This is a genomic window from Fischerella thermalis PCC 7521 (assembly GCF_000317225.1).
GTDB classification, from domain to species: Bacteria; Cyanobacteriota; Cyanobacteriia; order Cyanobacteriales; family Nostocaceae; genus Fischerella; species Fischerella thermalis.
Genome location: NZ_AJLL01000005.1, coordinates 41414 through 57867, shown reverse-complemented (window position 1 = coordinate 57867; position 16454 = coordinate 41414). Strand labels below are relative to the sequence as shown.

General features: G+C 40.5%; 18 protein-coding genes and 1 pseudogene. 5 read left to right on the top strand and 14 right to left on the bottom strand.

Annotated features, from left to right (window positions below):
• Positions 1-312 precede the first annotated feature (312 nt).
• A complete protein-coding gene (locus UYK_RS0100450) occupies positions 313-945 on the top strand; it encodes a Vat family streptogramin A O-acetyltransferase (RefSeq protein ID WP_009459625.1) in 633 nt (210 codons plus the stop codon).
• An 80-nt stretch (positions 946-1025) separates the two neighbouring features.
• Here the strand turns inward: UYK_RS0100450 and UYK_RS0100445 are convergent, their stop codons facing one another.
• Together UYK_RS0100445 and bchB are read right to left on the bottom strand one after the other, a co-directional pair.
• Positions 1026-1553, bottom strand: coding sequence for a hypothetical protein (locus tag UYK_RS0100445; protein WP_009459627.1), 528 nt, complete (start codon positions 1551-1553; stop codon positions 1026-1028).
• Between the two features lie 528 nt (positions 1554-2081).
• Entirely contained in the window at positions 2082-3608 is a 1527-nt protein-coding gene (bchB, locus tag UYK_RS0100440) for a ferredoxin:protochlorophyllide reductase (ATP-dependent) subunit B (RefSeq protein WP_016870696.1), read from the bottom strand.
• 228 nt (positions 3609-3836) lie between these two features.
• Here bchB and UYK_RS27730 point away from each other — a divergent pair, with 228 nt between their 5' ends.
• The gene (locus tag UYK_RS27730; protein ID WP_235656339.1) at positions 3837-3995 is read left to right on the top strand and encodes a toxin-antitoxin system HicB family antitoxin; all 159 of its coding nucleotides are present in this window, start codon (positions 3837-3839) and stop codon (positions 3993-3995) included.
• 175 nt (positions 3996-4170) lie between these two features.
• Here the strand turns inward: UYK_RS27730 and UYK_RS0100430 are convergent, their stop codons facing one another.
• The 5 genes from UYK_RS0100430 to UYK_RS24635 form a co-directional block, all read right to left on the bottom strand.
• Positions 4171-4695: a tetratricopeptide repeat protein gene (locus tag UYK_RS0100430; protein WP_026086308.1), complete on the bottom strand. Its 525-nt coding sequence runs from the start codon at positions 4693-4695 to the stop codon at positions 4171-4173.
• 242 nt (positions 4696-4937) lie between these two features.
• Positions 4938-5816, bottom strand: coding sequence for a transporter substrate-binding domain-containing protein (locus UYK_RS0100425; protein ID WP_009459633.1), 879 nt, complete (start codon positions 5814-5816; stop codon positions 4938-4940).
• Between the two features lie 3 nt (positions 5817-5819).
• The gene (gene rplT, locus UYK_RS0100420; protein WP_009459634.1) at positions 5820-6176 is read right to left on the bottom strand and encodes a 50S ribosomal protein L20; all 357 of its coding nucleotides are present in this window, start codon (positions 6174-6176) and stop codon (positions 5820-5822) included.
• Positions 6177-6198: 22 nt separating this feature from the next.
• Entirely contained in the window at positions 6199-6396 is a 198-nt protein-coding gene (gene rpmI, locus UYK_RS0100415) for a 50S ribosomal protein L35 (protein WP_009459637.1), read from the bottom strand.
• A gap of 161 nt (positions 6397-6557) precedes the next feature.
• Positions 6558-6749, bottom strand: coding sequence for a hypothetical protein (locus UYK_RS24635; protein WP_016870693.1), 192 nt, complete (start codon positions 6747-6749; stop codon positions 6558-6560).
• Here UYK_RS24635 and UYK_RS27725 point away from each other — a divergent pair.
• Positions 6712-7274, top strand: a pseudogene (locus tag UYK_RS27725) (RNA-guided endonuclease TnpB family protein); the annotation flags it as partial. The gene UYK_RS24635 and the pseudogene UYK_RS27725 sit on opposite strands and share 38 nt — an antisense overlap.
• A gap of 210 nt (positions 7275-7484) precedes the next feature.
• Here the strand turns inward: UYK_RS27725 and UYK_RS0100395 are convergent.
• The 6 genes from UYK_RS0100395 to petM form a co-directional block, all read right to left on the bottom strand.
• The gene (locus tag UYK_RS0100395) at positions 7485-7679 is read right to left on the bottom strand and encodes a DUF2949 domain-containing protein (protein WP_009459643.1); all 195 of its coding nucleotides are present in this window, start codon (positions 7677-7679) and stop codon (positions 7485-7487) included.
• A gap of 511 nt (positions 7680-8190) precedes the next feature.
• Entirely contained in the window at positions 8191-8736 is a 546-nt protein-coding gene (locus tag UYK_RS0100390) for a DUF192 domain-containing protein (RefSeq protein WP_009459651.1), read from the bottom strand.
• 73 nt (positions 8737-8809) lie between these two features.
• Positions 8810-9496 carry a response regulator transcription factor NblR gene (gene nblR / locus UYK_RS0100385; RefSeq protein ID WP_009459653.1) on the bottom strand — a complete coding sequence of 229 codons (687 nt, stop codon included), beginning with the start codon at positions 9494-9496 and terminating at the stop codon, positions 8810-8812.
• 344 nt (positions 9497-9840) lie between these two features.
• Complete coding sequence (locus UYK_RS0100380) at positions 9841-10758, bottom strand: NAD(+) kinase (protein WP_009459655.1); 918 nt, start codon at positions 10756-10758, stop codon at positions 9841-9843.
• Positions 10759-10878: 120 nt separating this feature from the next.
• Complete coding sequence (locus UYK_RS0100375) at positions 10879-11859, bottom strand: SDR family oxidoreductase (RefSeq protein WP_009459656.1); 981 nt, start codon at positions 11857-11859, stop codon at positions 10879-10881.
• Positions 11860-12006: 147 nt separating this feature from the next.
• Positions 12007-12114: a cytochrome b6-f complex subunit PetM gene (petM, locus tag UYK_RS0100370; RefSeq protein ID WP_009459657.1), complete on the bottom strand. Its 108-nt coding sequence runs from the start codon at positions 12112-12114 to the stop codon at positions 12007-12009.
• Between the two features lie 366 nt (positions 12115-12480).
• Here petM and pdxA point away from each other — a divergent pair, with 366 nt between their 5' ends.
• Positions 12481-13584 carry a 4-hydroxythreonine-4-phosphate dehydrogenase PdxA gene (gene pdxA, locus UYK_RS0100365; RefSeq protein WP_016870691.1) on the top strand — a complete coding sequence of 368 codons (1104 nt, stop codon included), beginning with the start codon at positions 12481-12483 and terminating at the stop codon, positions 13582-13584.
• Between the two features lie 153 nt (positions 13585-13737).
• Positions 13738-14250 (top strand): hypothetical protein, encoded by a 513-nt coding sequence (locus UYK_RS0100360; protein ID WP_009459661.1) that lies wholly within the window; start codon positions 13738-13740, stop codon positions 14248-14250.
• A 311-nt stretch (positions 14251-14561) separates the two neighbouring features.
• Here UYK_RS0100360 and UYK_RS0100355 read toward each other — a convergent pair whose 3' ends face one another.
• Positions 14562-16190 carry a TAXI family TRAP transporter solute-binding subunit gene (locus UYK_RS0100355; RefSeq protein WP_016870690.1) on the bottom strand — a complete coding sequence of 543 codons (1629 nt, stop codon included), beginning with the start codon at positions 16188-16190 and terminating at the stop codon, positions 14562-14564.
• Positions 16191-16454: the final 264 nt, after the last annotated feature.

The window sequence follows — 16454 nt, the reverse complement described above, 5'->3', positions numbered from 1 at the left end:
AGACAATGGATTTAAAACCTTACCACGCTCCTACTAGATTTAATAGAAGTAAACTTGACCATTTACAGCTGCTTTTTTTTACCAAGTTACGGGAGACACATCGGTAAAATATTCCGTAGGCTATGGAGTCTTTTTTATTGCCTAACTAATAAGTATGTATTGTGATATTTGTTAGCTTATATATATTATTTATAAGTAAATTCATGTAGCTTATGTCAGTACCTAGTTGCGCGTAAGATGCGATCGCAACTAAAACTATCATCAGATCATCACTTAACTTGGTATAAAGATAAATAATTCCAAGGTGCTGCGATGCAATATCCCGATGCAAACAACCCACATCCCATGGAGGGTTTCCCACAGGTTTGTTTTATCAAAAACACTGTCACAAACCCCAATATCATCATTGGTGATTATACATATTACGATGACCTGGAAGACTCGGAAAACTTTGAACGCAATGTGCTTTACCACTACCCATTTATTGGCGACAAGCTGGTCATTGGTAAGTTTTGTGCTTTAGCCACAGGCGTAAAATTCATCATGAATGGTGCAAATCATCAGATGTCTGGCTTCTCAACTTATCCATTTAACATTTTTGGTAGTGGTTGGGAACGCGTCACGCCGAAACCTGAGGAATTACCTTTCAAAGGTGACACTGTGATTGGTAACGATGTGTGGATTGGATACGAAGCAGTGATTATGCCTGGAGTTAAAATTGGTGATGGTGCGATCGTGGCTGCAAAATCGGTAGTTGTCAAAGATGTACCTCCTTACGCAGTTGTCGGAGGTAATCCAGCTAGTTTATTGCGCCAACGTTTTCCAGACGAAATCATTAATGCTCTTTTAGAAATTGCTTGGTGGAACTGGGATATTGAAAAAATTACGAGAAATTTAGAAAAAATTGTGGGTGCAGATATTGAAGCGTTAAAAAATTGTGTATGATTTCTGCAATTATTGCTGTGATGCTAGCAATTACCAAGGACAAATGAAAACCCTCACGATTTAACTTTATTTATACCAACTTACTTATCTTTGCCCTTGTTTTCTTCCTCAATACTCTTGCGGAGTTCAATATATTGCTTCCCTAATGCTGTGATTTTCACATAATTAGATAAATTATTGCCTTCATAAGGGATATCACGAATTTCCTTTGTATCTTCGATGTAACCTATATCTCGTAAGTGATACAGTTCTCTTTCTAATTTAGCTGTCAAATCGTAATTGCCATAATTGCCAGAGTTAATTTTTTGCAATGTCTTATACATTGATTCCGGTATTGTTAAGAGAAATATTTTATCTGCTCTGTTTTTCGTAGTACTCAGTTTTTTGTTAAGAGAATTGATTTTGTTGTCAATTTTATCTCTGTCAAATGTCAGCGCAACAACATCATCTGCTCGTGGAATAAATACCATTAAGATCGCAATGAAAAGTAATGCTGCTATAGTTAATACAGAACTACGTCCAGAGAACAACATCACCAGTAAAACGCCTTCTATAAAAGCAAGGCATGAAAAAGCCGCCCACCATTTTGTGGTATAGTCTTGAGTCATACTTCACTCTCCCAAAAAGTGACTTGAGAAATTATTATTCTTTTAGTTAAATTTAATTATAGTTTTGATTTTCCTACCTGATTCAGTTTAATATTATGATGCCTTGATAATATCAAAACTTTATTTTCAAGAAGTAGAAATACTTAATATATTTAGATTTTCTAAATAAGTAATGAGAATACTGGTGTGAGTTATCAAATGGTTTCTACGCAACAAGTAACATCGATCGCACTACATTGGTCTTTTCACCTTTGTGTCTTAGTGCCTTGGTGAGTCCACTTACCGCTCTTGAGGTTCCCGTCACGTAGACGCGTAGGCAAAGCGGCTTCAAGGTAGAGTAGTGGCTTAAGATAAGAGTAGGGTGGTTCAAAATTTAATTTTTTTAACCACAAAGACACTAAGACACCAAGAAAGATACGTTATACCACCAAAGGGCTACTCCTAAAGCTATTCAACCCGCTTTAAGTGGGTTTTGGCTATTAGCCCGCACTTTAGTTGCGGGCCGAATATCATATCTAGATTGAATAACTATGCCCCGACAGCTTCCTTGGCAGCGTACAGTACTTCAACTGTGATATCTTTGATGCCACGCTCACGAGCAAATTTCTCGGTGTTGCGTTTCACTTTACCACGGACAAAACCGGGAATCTTGTTCAATTCTGCTAAACCATCTTTAGTCCAGTTGAGGTCAGATTCAGCTGATATACCCTTGGTAATTACTTCTTTTGTATCGTGTCCGCCGAAGATTTCGAGCAAGTGGTCTTCCATTCCTAAGGTGAAGGAATTGTACACCAAATCAGCTATTTGGTTAGTACCTTCGTAACCCATGAATGGTTTGTAACCAATGGGGAAGTTCTGGATATGGATGGGTGCAGCAATCACACCGCAGGGGATATTCAGACGCTTACCAACGTGGCGTTCCATTTGTGTACCGAAAATAGCAGCAGGTTCGACCCGAGCGATCGCATCTCCAATTTGACCATGATCGTCGGTAATAATGACTTGATCACAGTATTCGCTGACTTGTTCCCGGAACCAGTCAGCATCATATTTGCAGTAGGTTCCAGCCCAGACAACGTGAATACCCATTTCCCGCGCCAAAATTTTGGTCATAGCGGCGGCGTGGGTGTTATCACCAAAGACGACTGCTTTTTTACCTGTTAAGTTTTGACAGTCAATTGAGCGGGAGAACCAAGCAGCCTGGGATACATGTAGGGTTTGTTCGTTGATGAAGTCTTCGTAATCAACATCAGCACCTTGGGCGTTAACTATCTGCTGAATTTTGCGGATGCAACGAGCAGTTTCCACTACTCCCATCGGGGTAATGTCTACATAAGGCATCCCAAATTCTGCTTCTAGGTAACTAGCTGCCATTAAGCCGAGTTCACGGTAAGGACAGAGGTTGAACCACGCACGAGGCAAGTTTTTCAACTCGTGAACCGAAGCACCTTCTGGAATAACTGCATTTACCTCAATTCCCAAATCTGCCATCAACCGTTTCAACTCGGTGCTGTCGTGTTGGTTGTGGAAGCCGAGAGTTGAAATACCGATGATGTTGACAGAGGGTTTGGCGGTTTTGCCTTCTGGAAGTTCGCCTTTTTTACGAGCTTTTTCGATGTAGAACTGGACAATTTGATGGAGAGTGCGATCGGCTGCTTGCAACTCGTTGACGCGATAGTGGTTCACATCCGCCAGCATCACATCACCTTTGGCTTCCAACTGCGCCCGTTCCACAAAGTTTTGCAAGTCTTCTTGCAGAATACTGGAGGTACAGGTGGGGGTAAGAACGATGAGGTCTGGATGTTCTTCGGCGTCTTTACGGGTAATATTGTTTACTACCTTTTCTTGGGAACCACGTGCTAAAACGTTGCGGTCGACAACACTGGCAGTTACTGGGGTAAAGTCCCGCTCTCGTTCCAGCATCGAGCGCATGACGTTAAAGTAGTCATCGCCCAGAGGTGCGTGCATAATGGCATGAACATTTTTGAAAGAACTGGCGATCCGCAGAGTGCCAATATGGGCAGGACCTGCATACATCCAGTAAGCCAATTTCATGATAGTGTTCTCCCTTGAAATTAAACCAAGTGTGCCTGAGTAAGAGGTGGACTTTTAGCGTTTAATTATTAAATCGTTTTTGATTCTCTCAAATGTTCTACCCTGGCAGTAATTGGCTTCTTGTAAGTTTACATCCCCTAACAATGCTTGAAATGTCGTTGCTGACAAGGATTGGAGGCTCAATTAAAACAACATTTATGTTGCTAAAGTTCAATAAAAATTAACGTTTTGGTAAATTCCTTAGCATTTGGGAACTTGCAAGGTAATGACGGCGAGTTGTTGGTACGGATACCAAAGTCTTTACATTGTCGCTTGATTGAGAAAGCAGAAGTAGAATGTGTGAGTTTGAATCAATATATTGTTTATTTGTTGGGAAAATCGGCGTAGTTTTATTGATGAGGTGGATGGTTTGATTGAGGTGGGGTTATTGGCGATCGCTTTTTTGAAAATGTTGGGTAAGTCAACCCGAGAAACGTAAAATATCCTGTAAATAATTTTACTGATACCACTAATAGAAAACCCCATCCCTAAGCAATTATTCGCTTGCGGAAGGGGTTATAAATTAGGCAGTCACTAAACGCCGTAAAGATTCAGCACGACGTTTAGCAGTAGAGTTTTTCGGATCGTATTTGAGCGCTTCTTCATAAGCTTGTAGTGCTTGAGCAGTTAAATTTTTGCGCTCGTATGCATGAGCAAGATTATTTAATGCTGTGACATAATCCGGCTTTGTTTTTAGTGCGTCTTTGTACTGGCGAATTGCTAAATCATACTGTTCTTGGGCAAAGTAAGCGAAACCCAACCCATTGTAGATCACAGCGATGTTTTCTTCTCTCTCTTCTTCTGCGGCTTTCAAAGCTTTTTGAAACAGACTGACGGCTTGAGAATAGACTTTTTTTTCTGAGTAAATACTAGCTAATTCGTAATACTCTTGAGTCGTTCCTTTTTCTTTTGAGAGCTTGTTTCGCAAGCGAGAAAAGTTTCTTTCTATCTTGCGATTTTTGAAAATTTGTGGAACAACATTGATAAAGGTGAATAAGAGAATACCCACCAAAATTGCGAGATAAATAACTGCTAAATTGCTATCCATTTTCAATTGCCCAGAGTCAAGTGTCAATTGTTCAGAGTTAAGGGTCAATCGTCCAGAGTCAATAGTTTTTTCCATTGACCAGAAGTATCGCAATTTTTCTAAACGCAAAACGACGTAGTTCGGTTAACACTCTGTGTTTTTTTGCGTCAACCTCTACGACCCTTTGCGTTAAAAAATAAACTCAAACATTGTAGGATATTCCTCATTGACCAATGACTATTGACCATTGACCAATGACTATTTTACGGTAAACCCCAGTGTTGAGCGCGTTGCTGGAGCCAACCTGTTTCCAAATAACGCGCGATCGCTCCATTTACCCGGCGTCGCAAATCATCATACTGTAATCCCTTGGGCATGACTACAGATAAAGGTTCAGTTGATAGCTTTACTGGCAGTAGCCGATACTGAGGATATTGTTGCACCCAACCACTCAGGACACTAGTGTCGGCAGCAAAGGCTACTACTGTATTTTTTTCTAAAAGCGATCGTCCCTCTTGATAAGAATTAACTCCTACCAAATCTGCATGTGGCAAATAATACCTAACGTCGGCTATAGTACTGGAGTTGTTGAGAACGGCTATTTTCTGTTTTTCTAAGTCGCCTAGCTTCTGGAGCGAGGTATTTTTGGTAATTAATCTTGTGCCATCAAAGTAGTAAGGTATACTTAGACTTACCAAGCGGGCGCGTGATTCGGTTGCTGTCACCCTAGCTATGGTGAGATCAACTTTGTTGTCTAATACTTGTGAGAGGCGATCGCGATTAGCTACGGGTTTGAGTTTGACGGCGTTTGTTTTACCAAGTAAGTCTGCTGCTAATTGTTGGGCTAAGTCAATCTCTAAACCTTGGAGATCACCTTTTACATTTCTAAATCCCAAAGGACGCAAATTATCTTTGACAGCTATATTTAAATAGCCCCGCCGCTGAATTTTTGTCAGTTCTGCGGCAGATGCTGATGATTGTGTACCTGAACTTACAAGCACAAATAACAGCAGAAAAAGAATTATTTTTTTACCGATAGTCCTAAAAATGTAATTGCAGGAGCTAAGTGTCTGGTGCTGGGGAGAAAAACCCAGCACCCTATCACTCCATCTCCCTATTATTACTTGTCTAGGACTACGCATGGTTTAACTTTTAGCTTGGCTTGCCAACTCTGCCACTTTAGCAAAACTAGTTGGATCGAGGACAGCCATTTGTGCCAACATTTTGCGGTTGAGTTGGATGTTAGCTTTTTTGAGATTACCGATAAACTGACTGTAGCTCATGCCATGTTGACGCACAGCAGCATTGATGCGGGTAATCCAGAGACGACGGAAATCACGTTTGCGCCTTTTGCGATCGCGATAAGCACTCCGCAGCGCCTTCATTACTTGTTGATTTGCGGTTCTAAACAGGGTGGAGTGAGAACCACGAAAACCTTTGGCGAGTTTGAGAATTTTCTTGCGGCGTTTACGAGCAACGTTACCGCGTTTTACCCTTGTCATAGCTTAATTATTCCTGAACAAATTACAAATAGGGGAGCATCAAGCGCACGTTTTCGGCATCGCGCTCGTCAACAAGAACCATTTTGGAAAGCTTACGCTTTTTATTAGAGGTTTTGTGTTCAAGCAAGTGGTTTTTGAATGCCTTGCGACGTACGATTTTACCACTGCCGGTGGCGCGGAATCGTTTTGCCGCTGCTTTACGAGTTTTGAGTTTGGGCATGGGATGGCTATAATTCGACACAATCCATCATTATAAACTATGGAATTTAAAACTAACCGCTAAGGCGCGAAGAACGCAAAGAAATAACAAGGAGAAGTAAAGATGGATGAGGTGGTGATTGTTGAGTGACGCCAACCGCAGGCAGATATGCTGTGCCAAATTCATAAGGTACGTGGATCGTTATAAGCATCATCTGCGGCAATAGTACGTTCTGTTTGTAAAGCTTGAAAGTATGCTGGATAGTTCACTGCTGCTAGTTCTGCACCACTGCTGTGACGATTAGGGGTTTGTTCGTAGAGGTTAAGGCAATGAATTTTGGAGCGATCGCGACAAGTGTTGACGCTAGTTTGCAAACTCAACCCCTCCCAAAAACAAGCAGAAGAAATCGAATGGGTGCTGACAGCTTTTGAGTCGGCGTGTAACTATGCCAATCAGAAAGTTAAGCCTCAGATAACCAGTAAGATGACTATTCAGAATCTGGTTTATAACGAGATTCGTGCTTTGTTTGGGTTGAGTGCAAATTTAGCTGTTCGTGCTTGCGCCAGAGTTGGAGCTAATCGCAAAACTGCCAAACTCAAAAACAAGCCTGTTAAAGCATTCAAGCCAACATTAGAAGTTCTCTCCAAAAGAAAGCCGCGAAAGGCACAAGGTCTACTCGCCGCAGGGCAAGACAGATTTTGCAATGGTTGTCGGGCAAGGAGAAAAGATTTCAACAGTGGCTAAACCACAACATTAGCCAGTCCATTATTCAGGACGCATTAAAAATTAATGCAGCAGTAGCAATTGAGGACTTAACAGGTATTCGTGAAAAGACTAATCAAAAACCAAGAAATAAGGCAGAGCGTAGGCGTTCTAATTCTTGGTCTTTTTATTCAATTCATTAGCCATTGGTTTGTGATCAACCAACAACCAACAAACAACAAATTATTAAGTAATTTAAAGAGCGGGCTGAATTATCAACCCGCTCTTGTAACTTGTTATAAGTGAAACAGTAAAAATCACTCAGGCTGGTTTTACTTTTGGCGAGCCTTCGTAAAAAGCAAATTTCATGCCACATATTTTGTTCTCCTGAATGAGCTACTCCTGAACTATGCCGCAGTTTCCAACCAGTCGTAGATTTGTTCTAACTGTTCGAGAGTTATCAACCCATACTGCCAGAGAATCATTGGCAAAGGTCCAGGATCTTGCTTGCTGTGACGAAGCGCAACGTCAATAGAGGCAGCAGAAATTGCCAAATCCTCTTGCAAAAAACGAATTAGTTGTGTGTAGTTAGATGGTAGCATTTGTAGTTCACCCCCTTACATATTGTGTATGCTGGCCCCTAAGACTACTGTTGTTCAGTAGGTTATAACTAGTCTTTGGTAAATCACTAAATTTACACAATCAACAGCCTAAGTACTGTTTGTGTATATAGTGTTTTTCAATCAAAGCACCGTTGAAGTTACTAACTGTAGCGCTACTTTCACTTTTTTTTAAATATCCAGTAGCTGACTTAGCTAAATCGGATTTACCCTTTTTACCTCAGTTGCTTAGCTAAATACACCTGTAGGGATAAGGATTCATTAGCTAAATAATCCCTTATTGGCGAATCTTTACACGTACGCCAAAAGATAGATTTTAGTCACAGAATGCTAAAACATAGGCCCCAGCTTGAAGACGTCGGGGTCTATCTGTTTAAGACTGTATTAAATTTTAACGCCAATATTAAATTTTTTACCAGGTACTTAACTATTTTTTTATCAAAATTTTCTCAATTCTTATTTTATCAGGCTTTTAACATCATCATTAAAATTTTTATCTCCGCAAATTTCCGGTCTGTAAGAAATCAATTTTGACACGACTTCCTTTCTTTAACCCCAGTTCCTCGGCTCGTCCGGAACGCAGTTCAATTACCTGATCTACTTGGGTGTTAGGACCATAGGTAGGACAGGGGTCAGCTTTGCAAGGTGGAGCAGTAGTGACCATCTGCACAACGCCTTTTCGCAGAAAAACCATATCTAAAGGTACAGGCACGTTTTTCATCCAAAAGCCGACTGCCATTGGTCTAGGAAATTGAAACAACATCCCTCGATTTGGGCTTAAAGCAGGTCGATACATTAACCCCATAGCCTGTTGTTCTGGAGTTTTTGCCACTTCCAGATCGATTATAGTGCCATTGGAAACAACAGCCCGAGCAGAAACAGGTAACTGCTGACCCTTATTTGTATCAGGTGATAATTGTTCAGTTTTTACTGGTTGAATTTGAGAACTAGGTGCATCAGTAGAAGATTTTGCTGGTGTGGGAATTGAACAGCCTATTAGTAGCATACTCAGAAGTATGGAGAACATGATTTTAGTCATTGGTCAATAGTTAGTCGTTAGTGGTTAGCGGTTATTCCGAATGACCCCTTCAGAATTCGTAATTGATAATTCCTCACGATTCTCTCAACACATAACCAACACCACGCACTGTTTGAATCAGGCGCTTTTGTCCTTCGTCTTCTATTTTCAAGCGTAGGTAACGAATATATACTTCTATCACATTTGATTCACCCATGAAGTCGTAACCCCAAACATTTTCCAAAATCTGTTCCCGAGTTAGTACTTCGCGGGGATGTTCCATGAGATATTTAAGTAATTCAAATTCTTTCATTGTTAAGTCGATCGCCCGTCCATTATAGATGGCGCGGCGAGTGGCGATGTCTAAAACTAAATCGGCAAAACGTAATTGTTCTGTCGTATCTACATCAGGTTTTAAGTAGAGGCGAATTAAATTTAAAAAATCCTCAGAACGGTAGGGTTTAAGAAAGTAATCATCTGCTCCTGCTTCTAAGCAAGCTACACGATCATCGACTGTATCTCTTGCCATTAAGACCAACACAGGCGATCGCACTCCGGTATTTCTCAGATTTTTACACAAAGAGAGTCCAGATTCTCCTGCTAGCATCCGGTCGATCACAACCAAAGCTGGTTGGCGATCGCGGCTTTGTTGCAAACCGTTTACCCCATCATGAGCCACAACAGAATCATAACCAGATTCTTTTAAGTCAAAAGCGATCTGATTAGCCAGAGTTTCATCGCTTTCAATCACCAAAACACAGGGGTTGTGAGCAAGCGTCATATGAATTTTAGACTTTAGATTTTAGACTTTAGATTTTAGACTTTAGATTTGTACAAATGTTCTCACAAACGCTTGTACATTCAGATATAAGCGTAATTTAAAATTTTTTAGTGATAAAAAATATCCTAAATTTGACACCCTATCTCAAATGTTTTAGCACGTCAAACTATAGATTTAGCAATAAAATACTCTACTTGCAGAAAATTTAATCTCTTATTTAAGATTTAAGTAATAGGTAATGGGTAATGGGTAATAGGTAATTGGGTTGGTTTTCTCCCGTCTCCCCCTTGTCTCCCGTGTCTTCCTTGTCCCCGATCCCTGATCCCCAATCCCCTATCCCCTACTTACGGCAACTCCACTGATGTAGGTTTAGCAATATGTGGCAAACCCCAACCGAGTTTTTCTCTTAAAACTCGGAAGAATTCTGGCGGTTGCAGGCGAATAAATTTAGCACAATATTGCGATCGCTCTACATTGACGCGATCGTCCGGTAAAACATAACAGCCGCCATTGCCATCAACTACCATCACCAATCGAGGAGTATTAACTGGGTAAATATTGACTGGTTCTGTATCGGGAAACACCAATGCTCTTGATGCTAAGGAATGGGGACAAATAGGCACTAACTGTAATGCTGGTACACCCGGGGTTACAACCGGGCCACCCGCACTCAACGAATAAGCAGTAGAACCTGTTGGTGTAGAAATAATTACACCATCAGCGGCAATATCAACTGGCGCGTGACGACCCACTGCAATTTCAAAATGGCACATCGAGGTTAGTGGTTCTCGATGTAGCACCATTTCATTCAAGCAGAGGGCTTCCCACTGTATTGAATCTCCCCGAAACACTTTGACAGTGAGCATTGCTCGCTCTTCAACTTCATACTTATCCGCCATTAGTTGCTCTACTGCTTGGGGCAGTTGATTGAGGTAAGTTTCGGTCAAAAATCCCATGTGACCTGTATTTACACTCAGCATGGGGATACCACAATGAGCAACTAAACGTGATGCTGCCAAAACTGTGCCATCTCCCCCTAGCACGATCGCAAATTTTGTTTCCGAGTCAAAACCAGGAGGTGTTAAACCCTCAATAGGTGTGTGGCATATAGGACTCTCTGGGGTAGAGTAACCCAACATACCACCGATGCCGGTTGTGATGCAGACATCCCAACCGTGGGCGGTGAACTTTTCTTTCAGTTCGCTAGCGACGCGACCTGCTATCGGTTTAACGTCGTTGTAGATAATGCCTACTTTCGGCACACTCAAATATCCAATCTTTAGGCACTGCTCTTTATTATGTTAATCGTGACACATTTTAGTCAATTTTGTTAGTTGTTAGTTGTTTGTTGTTTGTTGTTTGCTGCAACCAACCGCCAACCATTAACTATTAATTTTTTTAAAAGGAGTCTTTTTCTCTTTTTTCTTTTTATTTTTTTCGTAGTCTAGCTCTTTCAACTTCTTGAGAATGCGATTGAAGTACTCTTGCAAATAGCTTTCGAGGGTTGTGGTGTCTTTAACATCAAAGCCAAAGACTTGGTACACTTCCTCCATCGGAGAATTGAGAGGTTTACCACTCGCCAGTACTTCTGTAAATGCCAGCCTATCTGCTACATTCCATCCCCACTGGAAGAACCGCAACATTTTGCGGACTGTACGTAGTAAATTAATTGGCATTCGTGTTACTCTTGCTTCTCTGCCTGATAGGCGTTCGCACAAGCTAATTATTTCTTCTGCACTCCAAGCACGAGTACCTACAACCGGAAAAGTCTGCTTTTCAGTTTCTGGTATACTTAATGCCCGAATTGCGAATTTAGCTATGTCTTGAGTATCCATATAGGCAATGGGCGAAGATTCACCCGTTACCCAAACTGGCTGATTTTCTAAAATAGGGATGCCATATTGACCAATCAAGCCTTGCATAAAACCAGCTAGTTGCAAGATGGTGTAGTTTAAGCCCGATTCTGCCAAATAAATTTCTGTACACCGCTTAATTTCCATCAGTGGTACTTCTGGGTATTTGTCGGCATCCAGTATGGAAAAGAATATAAAACGCTCTATACCTGCTGCTAAACACGCTTGAATTAAGGATACCTTGCCCTCCCAGTCCACTTGTTTAATACTTAAGGAATCGGTAGGACGAGATGTAGCCGCATCTATGACTGCGGTAACACCTTCTAATGCAGTTGTTAATGTCTGGGGGTAGCACAGGTCTCCCGGTACAAGTTCCGCACCCCATTCTTTGAGAAATGCGGCTTTCTTAGCACTCCGGACAAGACAACGTACTTTATACCCCTCATCAATGGCACGACGGGCCACTTGTCTTCCCAAGGTGCCAGTGGCACCGACTATTAATAACGTCATGAGGGTTATTTGCGAAACTTAAACTTTTATGAATAAAATCTTAACAGAATCGCACTAACAAACAAAAGTTTACATTCTTTTAAAGTGGTGACACGAGCGAGAGACTACAGCAAAGCCTCTCGGTCTCAAAAGTTTTCAGGGCAAGAATTACTCTTCTTCTGCACCCTGAATTTTTAGTAACAAAGTACCTAAAGCCCAGCCTACGAAAATCAAGCCAAAGGATAGTAGAGCTGCATTAAACATTTCGCCGCCCATTTGTTGTAGTTCTCCTTTACGAATTGTTGAATTAAGTTAAGTTTACCAGAGCCTTTCCTAGCTGCTGTTAGGATTAAACTAATATGAAGTATTGTGACACAGATTCTCACATCATTATGAAATTTTGGATTGGAAATTGCTTTGGTGGATCTGAGTTTGGTCAATTTATCTGTCAGATTCTTCTTTAAAATCGGTTTCAGATTAACCTATGAAAGATTAAGCAGAGTAATTAATTGTAAGATTTGAATTTATTCTTTTCTCGATCCCTGATCCCCTTTCCCGCAACAGTAGTGGACACTTAAGATTATCGCATCTGGGCACTTTTAATTAAGGAAAGTTACAAGCTGTGTTGAGAAAATCGTTTATATGTCTCAGTCTCAATCGCATCAAAACAACTTCATATCACCACCACAGCATCGTCCACGCCTAGCGCTTACTTTAGGAGATCCAGCTGGAATTGGACCAGAAGTAATTTTAAAAGCTTTGGCAGACCCACAAATAAGTAAGAATTTTGATGTGACGGTTGTAGGTAGCCAAGATTTACTTTTGGAAAATTACACCAAAGTTCTCGTTAGTGGAAATTTAGTACCTTTAGCTAATCCAGAAAACTTGTCAATTCTAGATGTAGCGTTAGAGGAACAAATTAAAAGCGAAATTTTGATTGGGACAGGTAATGCGGCGAGTGGTGCAGCCAGTTTTGCCTATTTGGAACGTGCGATCGCCCACACTCAAAAAGGTGAATTCGATGCAATAGTTACTGCTCCGATTGCCAAATCAGCTTGGAAAGCAGCAGGATACGATTATCCAGGGCAAACAGAACTCTTAGCTGAGAAATCAGGTACAGATAGATATGGCATGTTGTTTGTAGCGCGATCGCCCCACAGTGATTGGATGCTACGATGTTTACTAGCCACTACACATATACCTTTATGTCAAGTACCTGAAGTATTGACACCAGAATTACTAACAAAAAAACTTGATTTGCTGGTGGAGTGTTTAGAGAACGACTTTGGTCTTGAGAGTGGCAAAATTGCGATCGCGGGTTTAAATCCCCACAGTGGTGAACAGGGACAAATCGGACGTGAAGAGCAAGAAAAAATTCTTCCTTGGTTAGAGCAAGAACGCCAAAAACGTCCGCAATGGCGTCTAGATGGCCCAATTCCACCCGACACAATGTGGGTTGATCCAGGTAAAGCCTGGTACAGTGGCGTTGATTCAACCAAAGCCGCAGACGCTTACCTGGCACTGTACCATGATCAAGGTCTAATTCCGGTCAAATTAATGGCATTTGACCGCGCCGTCAATACATCTATAGGTCTACCTTTTATTCGTACCTCACCAGATCACGGTACAGCATTTAATATTGCTGGTCAGGGAATCGCCGATGCAACCAGTATGAAAGCAGCAATTAAGTTAGCAGGCGAACTGGCGAGGGTGAGAGTGCAAAGAAGAGGTGGGGTGATGGGGTGATGGGGAGTGTGGGAAGTGTGGGAAGTGTGGGGAGTGTGAGGGGTGTGAGGAGTAGTGAACAACAACCAACCACTAACCAAACCAATGACCATTGACAATTGACTATTGACCCTTGACTATTAACTGTGATGTTTTTAACAATCACAATCAACGATGAATAATAACAAACTTCGTAACATACTCATCGGTACTGGAATTGCCGCTATTGGTGCTATTGGCACTAAAGCCGCAGTAGATTATTTTCGCAACCGTGGTAAGGAAGAAGTTGTTGATGAAAGTCAGGGTGACGCTGTTGCTACATCTCCCCAAGAAGTTGCTTATGCAACTGTAGAAACTAACTCTGTGCAAGATTTTCTAGATAAAAGTTTTGGTGAAGCGGGACGTTATGTCCCGAATCGTCCGCCTAAGATATTTGATTATCAAGGTAATCAATATATGGTCATTTGGGCATACGACAATAAACAGCAAAAAAATCAAATGTTGGCTTTTCTCTACACTGATCAAGGTCGGAAGATGATCGCCAGTGTTGGATATACCAATCAGAAAACTGACTACAATCTCAATTTAGATGGCACACCTTTTGCTGTAGAAGTCAATGGTCAAAAATTCCGTTCTGGTCAGTCAGAAACTGGTGGAACGAATGATGTTGATTTTGTGTTGGCTTAAGATTTTTTGAATTGAATTTTTTTGGTTCAGGTGGTTGAAAAGCCACCTTTTTTATTTTTTATGACTAAATTTGAGTCTGGCACTATCTTCATGCTTCCCCTCTTATAACTCTATCAATTTGTTTTTCTCGTTCTGCCCGTAACTTAGCAACAGGATCGCCTTAATACATTCCGTGTGTTCCCTGGTATTCTCTCAAGTTGCCAAGAGAAACTGTAACAGTAACTCTGTTTGAAGAGTAGCGATCGCAAACATTAACTACACCTTTACATCAGGCTGTAGCATTTTTCAAAGTGCAGGGTCGCAAAGTCTTTTTATTTTCGCTCAATCGCATCTCTGGTAATTTTATACGCTTCCACAAAAGTTCGATAGGATTCTTGAGAAATATTTTCGGCGATTAAGTCGCTAGCTACTTTTTCGAGAATTTGGTCTAATTCTTTTTGCAGTAAATCTTTGCTAATTGTTTTATCTTGTAATAATGCTACAACTGCTTTGATATACTCCGCAGAAATTTCTCTTTGTTTTTGCTCAATTTCTTGATAAGAGATTTCCTTTTCTCTTTCTATTGCTTCTCTAGTAGTTTTATAAGCTTCATTAAAAGTACGAAATGATTCTTGGGAAATTCTTTCAGCAATTAAAGCTTGGGCAGCATTTTTAAAAATATTATCAAGTTGTTTTTGTCTATCTTCCAGCTTACCTATACCTTTATCCATCAGTTTGATTGCCGTATTAATATAATCATCGGCTTTATCTTTTTTACTACGTTCTACCCATAATTTTAGTTGTCTTAACCAGGAGATTACTAAGAGAAAAATTGTTAAAATCAAAGCTAGAAAATCTGCATTTTCTTGAACAAAAGAGGGTTTATCTCGTTCGTAAAAAGCAATTGCCCCTGGATGAATAAAAATTCCTGTACCATCGTTATCTCTGGGACGTCTAATACTAGCAATTAAAGGTTTGACTTCGACATGATTTTCAGCGATCGCATCTGCTATTTCTTGGCGATTTTCAAATATAATACGTGTAATTTCTCGAATTACATTATTGTCGATGTTTTCGCTAGCCACCAATAGCCGATCTACTGCGACTGTATCTAATTCAGCCAACGGCATAGGTGGATTACCTCTGTATGCCCCTTGGGGAATCTTCGCACTTTCAAAGGCAGGATACTTGATTTTCATTGCTTGTGCTTGGGCAATTGGTAGCAAGCGCCCATCTTGATCTTGGACAAGCTTGGCAATACCAAGATTACCTAAAGCCCGGACACGAAATAATGCATCTGCTCTTTTTGATTTAAAGTCTTCTTCTGCTTGCCTATCATCGTAATAATTACTTCGTGAACCTAAAATAACCACATCTGGTTTATCTTTTTTTACCAAACCATAATGTTCCGCAATTTTCAAAAAAGATTTATATTGTCCACCTTTAGCAGGTAAAGCAATTGTTTTACCCCGGAGTTGTTCAAATTTCTTAATATTGGGATCTCTAACAACTAACTGAAACATATCTTGATACAACACAGCTACAGCCCGTGGAGAGGATTTAATTTGAGAAGTCGCTGAGTGAGGTTGACGACTTTCAATCAGATCCATTTCTTGCCCAATCACATCTGCTTGAGCCGTTACTAAATCAGCTTTTCCTTCCTGTAGCATTTCTAGGTTTTGTGTTGTACCGCCTGTTGCAACTAATTTAATGTTAATGTTAGAGTTCTTTTCTACCACCTTTTGAATAGCTTCGCTAATAATATAGCTTTCTCCTTCTGGATCTCCCGCAGCTAGGGTAAGTTGAGGAGTAGTGAGGCGGACAATTATATTCCAGATAATAAATAAAACCAAACCAACACTGGCAAAACCAAGGCTAAGAAATACTAATTTTGATTGGGGGTCAAGTTTTTCCAAAAAACTGATCAAACCCAAATGATTAGGATTTTTAGATGTTGCCATACATGTAAAAGTTTATTTAGTAAAGCATTTGAGTATAAAAAGATGTTAATGTATTATATGTTCTAAAGATTAAGACTCGATTAAATATTAAAATTTATCTACAAACTCAGTAAGTAAAAAATTGCATAAATTCATAGCGAAATCACCATAGCTAAACTCTGCGCCCCTTTGCGATCGCTGCGTTTAAAAACACTACAAAATTCATGTAAATCAGTACGAAGATATTTTTAAAAAAAGCAATATACCTTTAGATAGATAGGCATA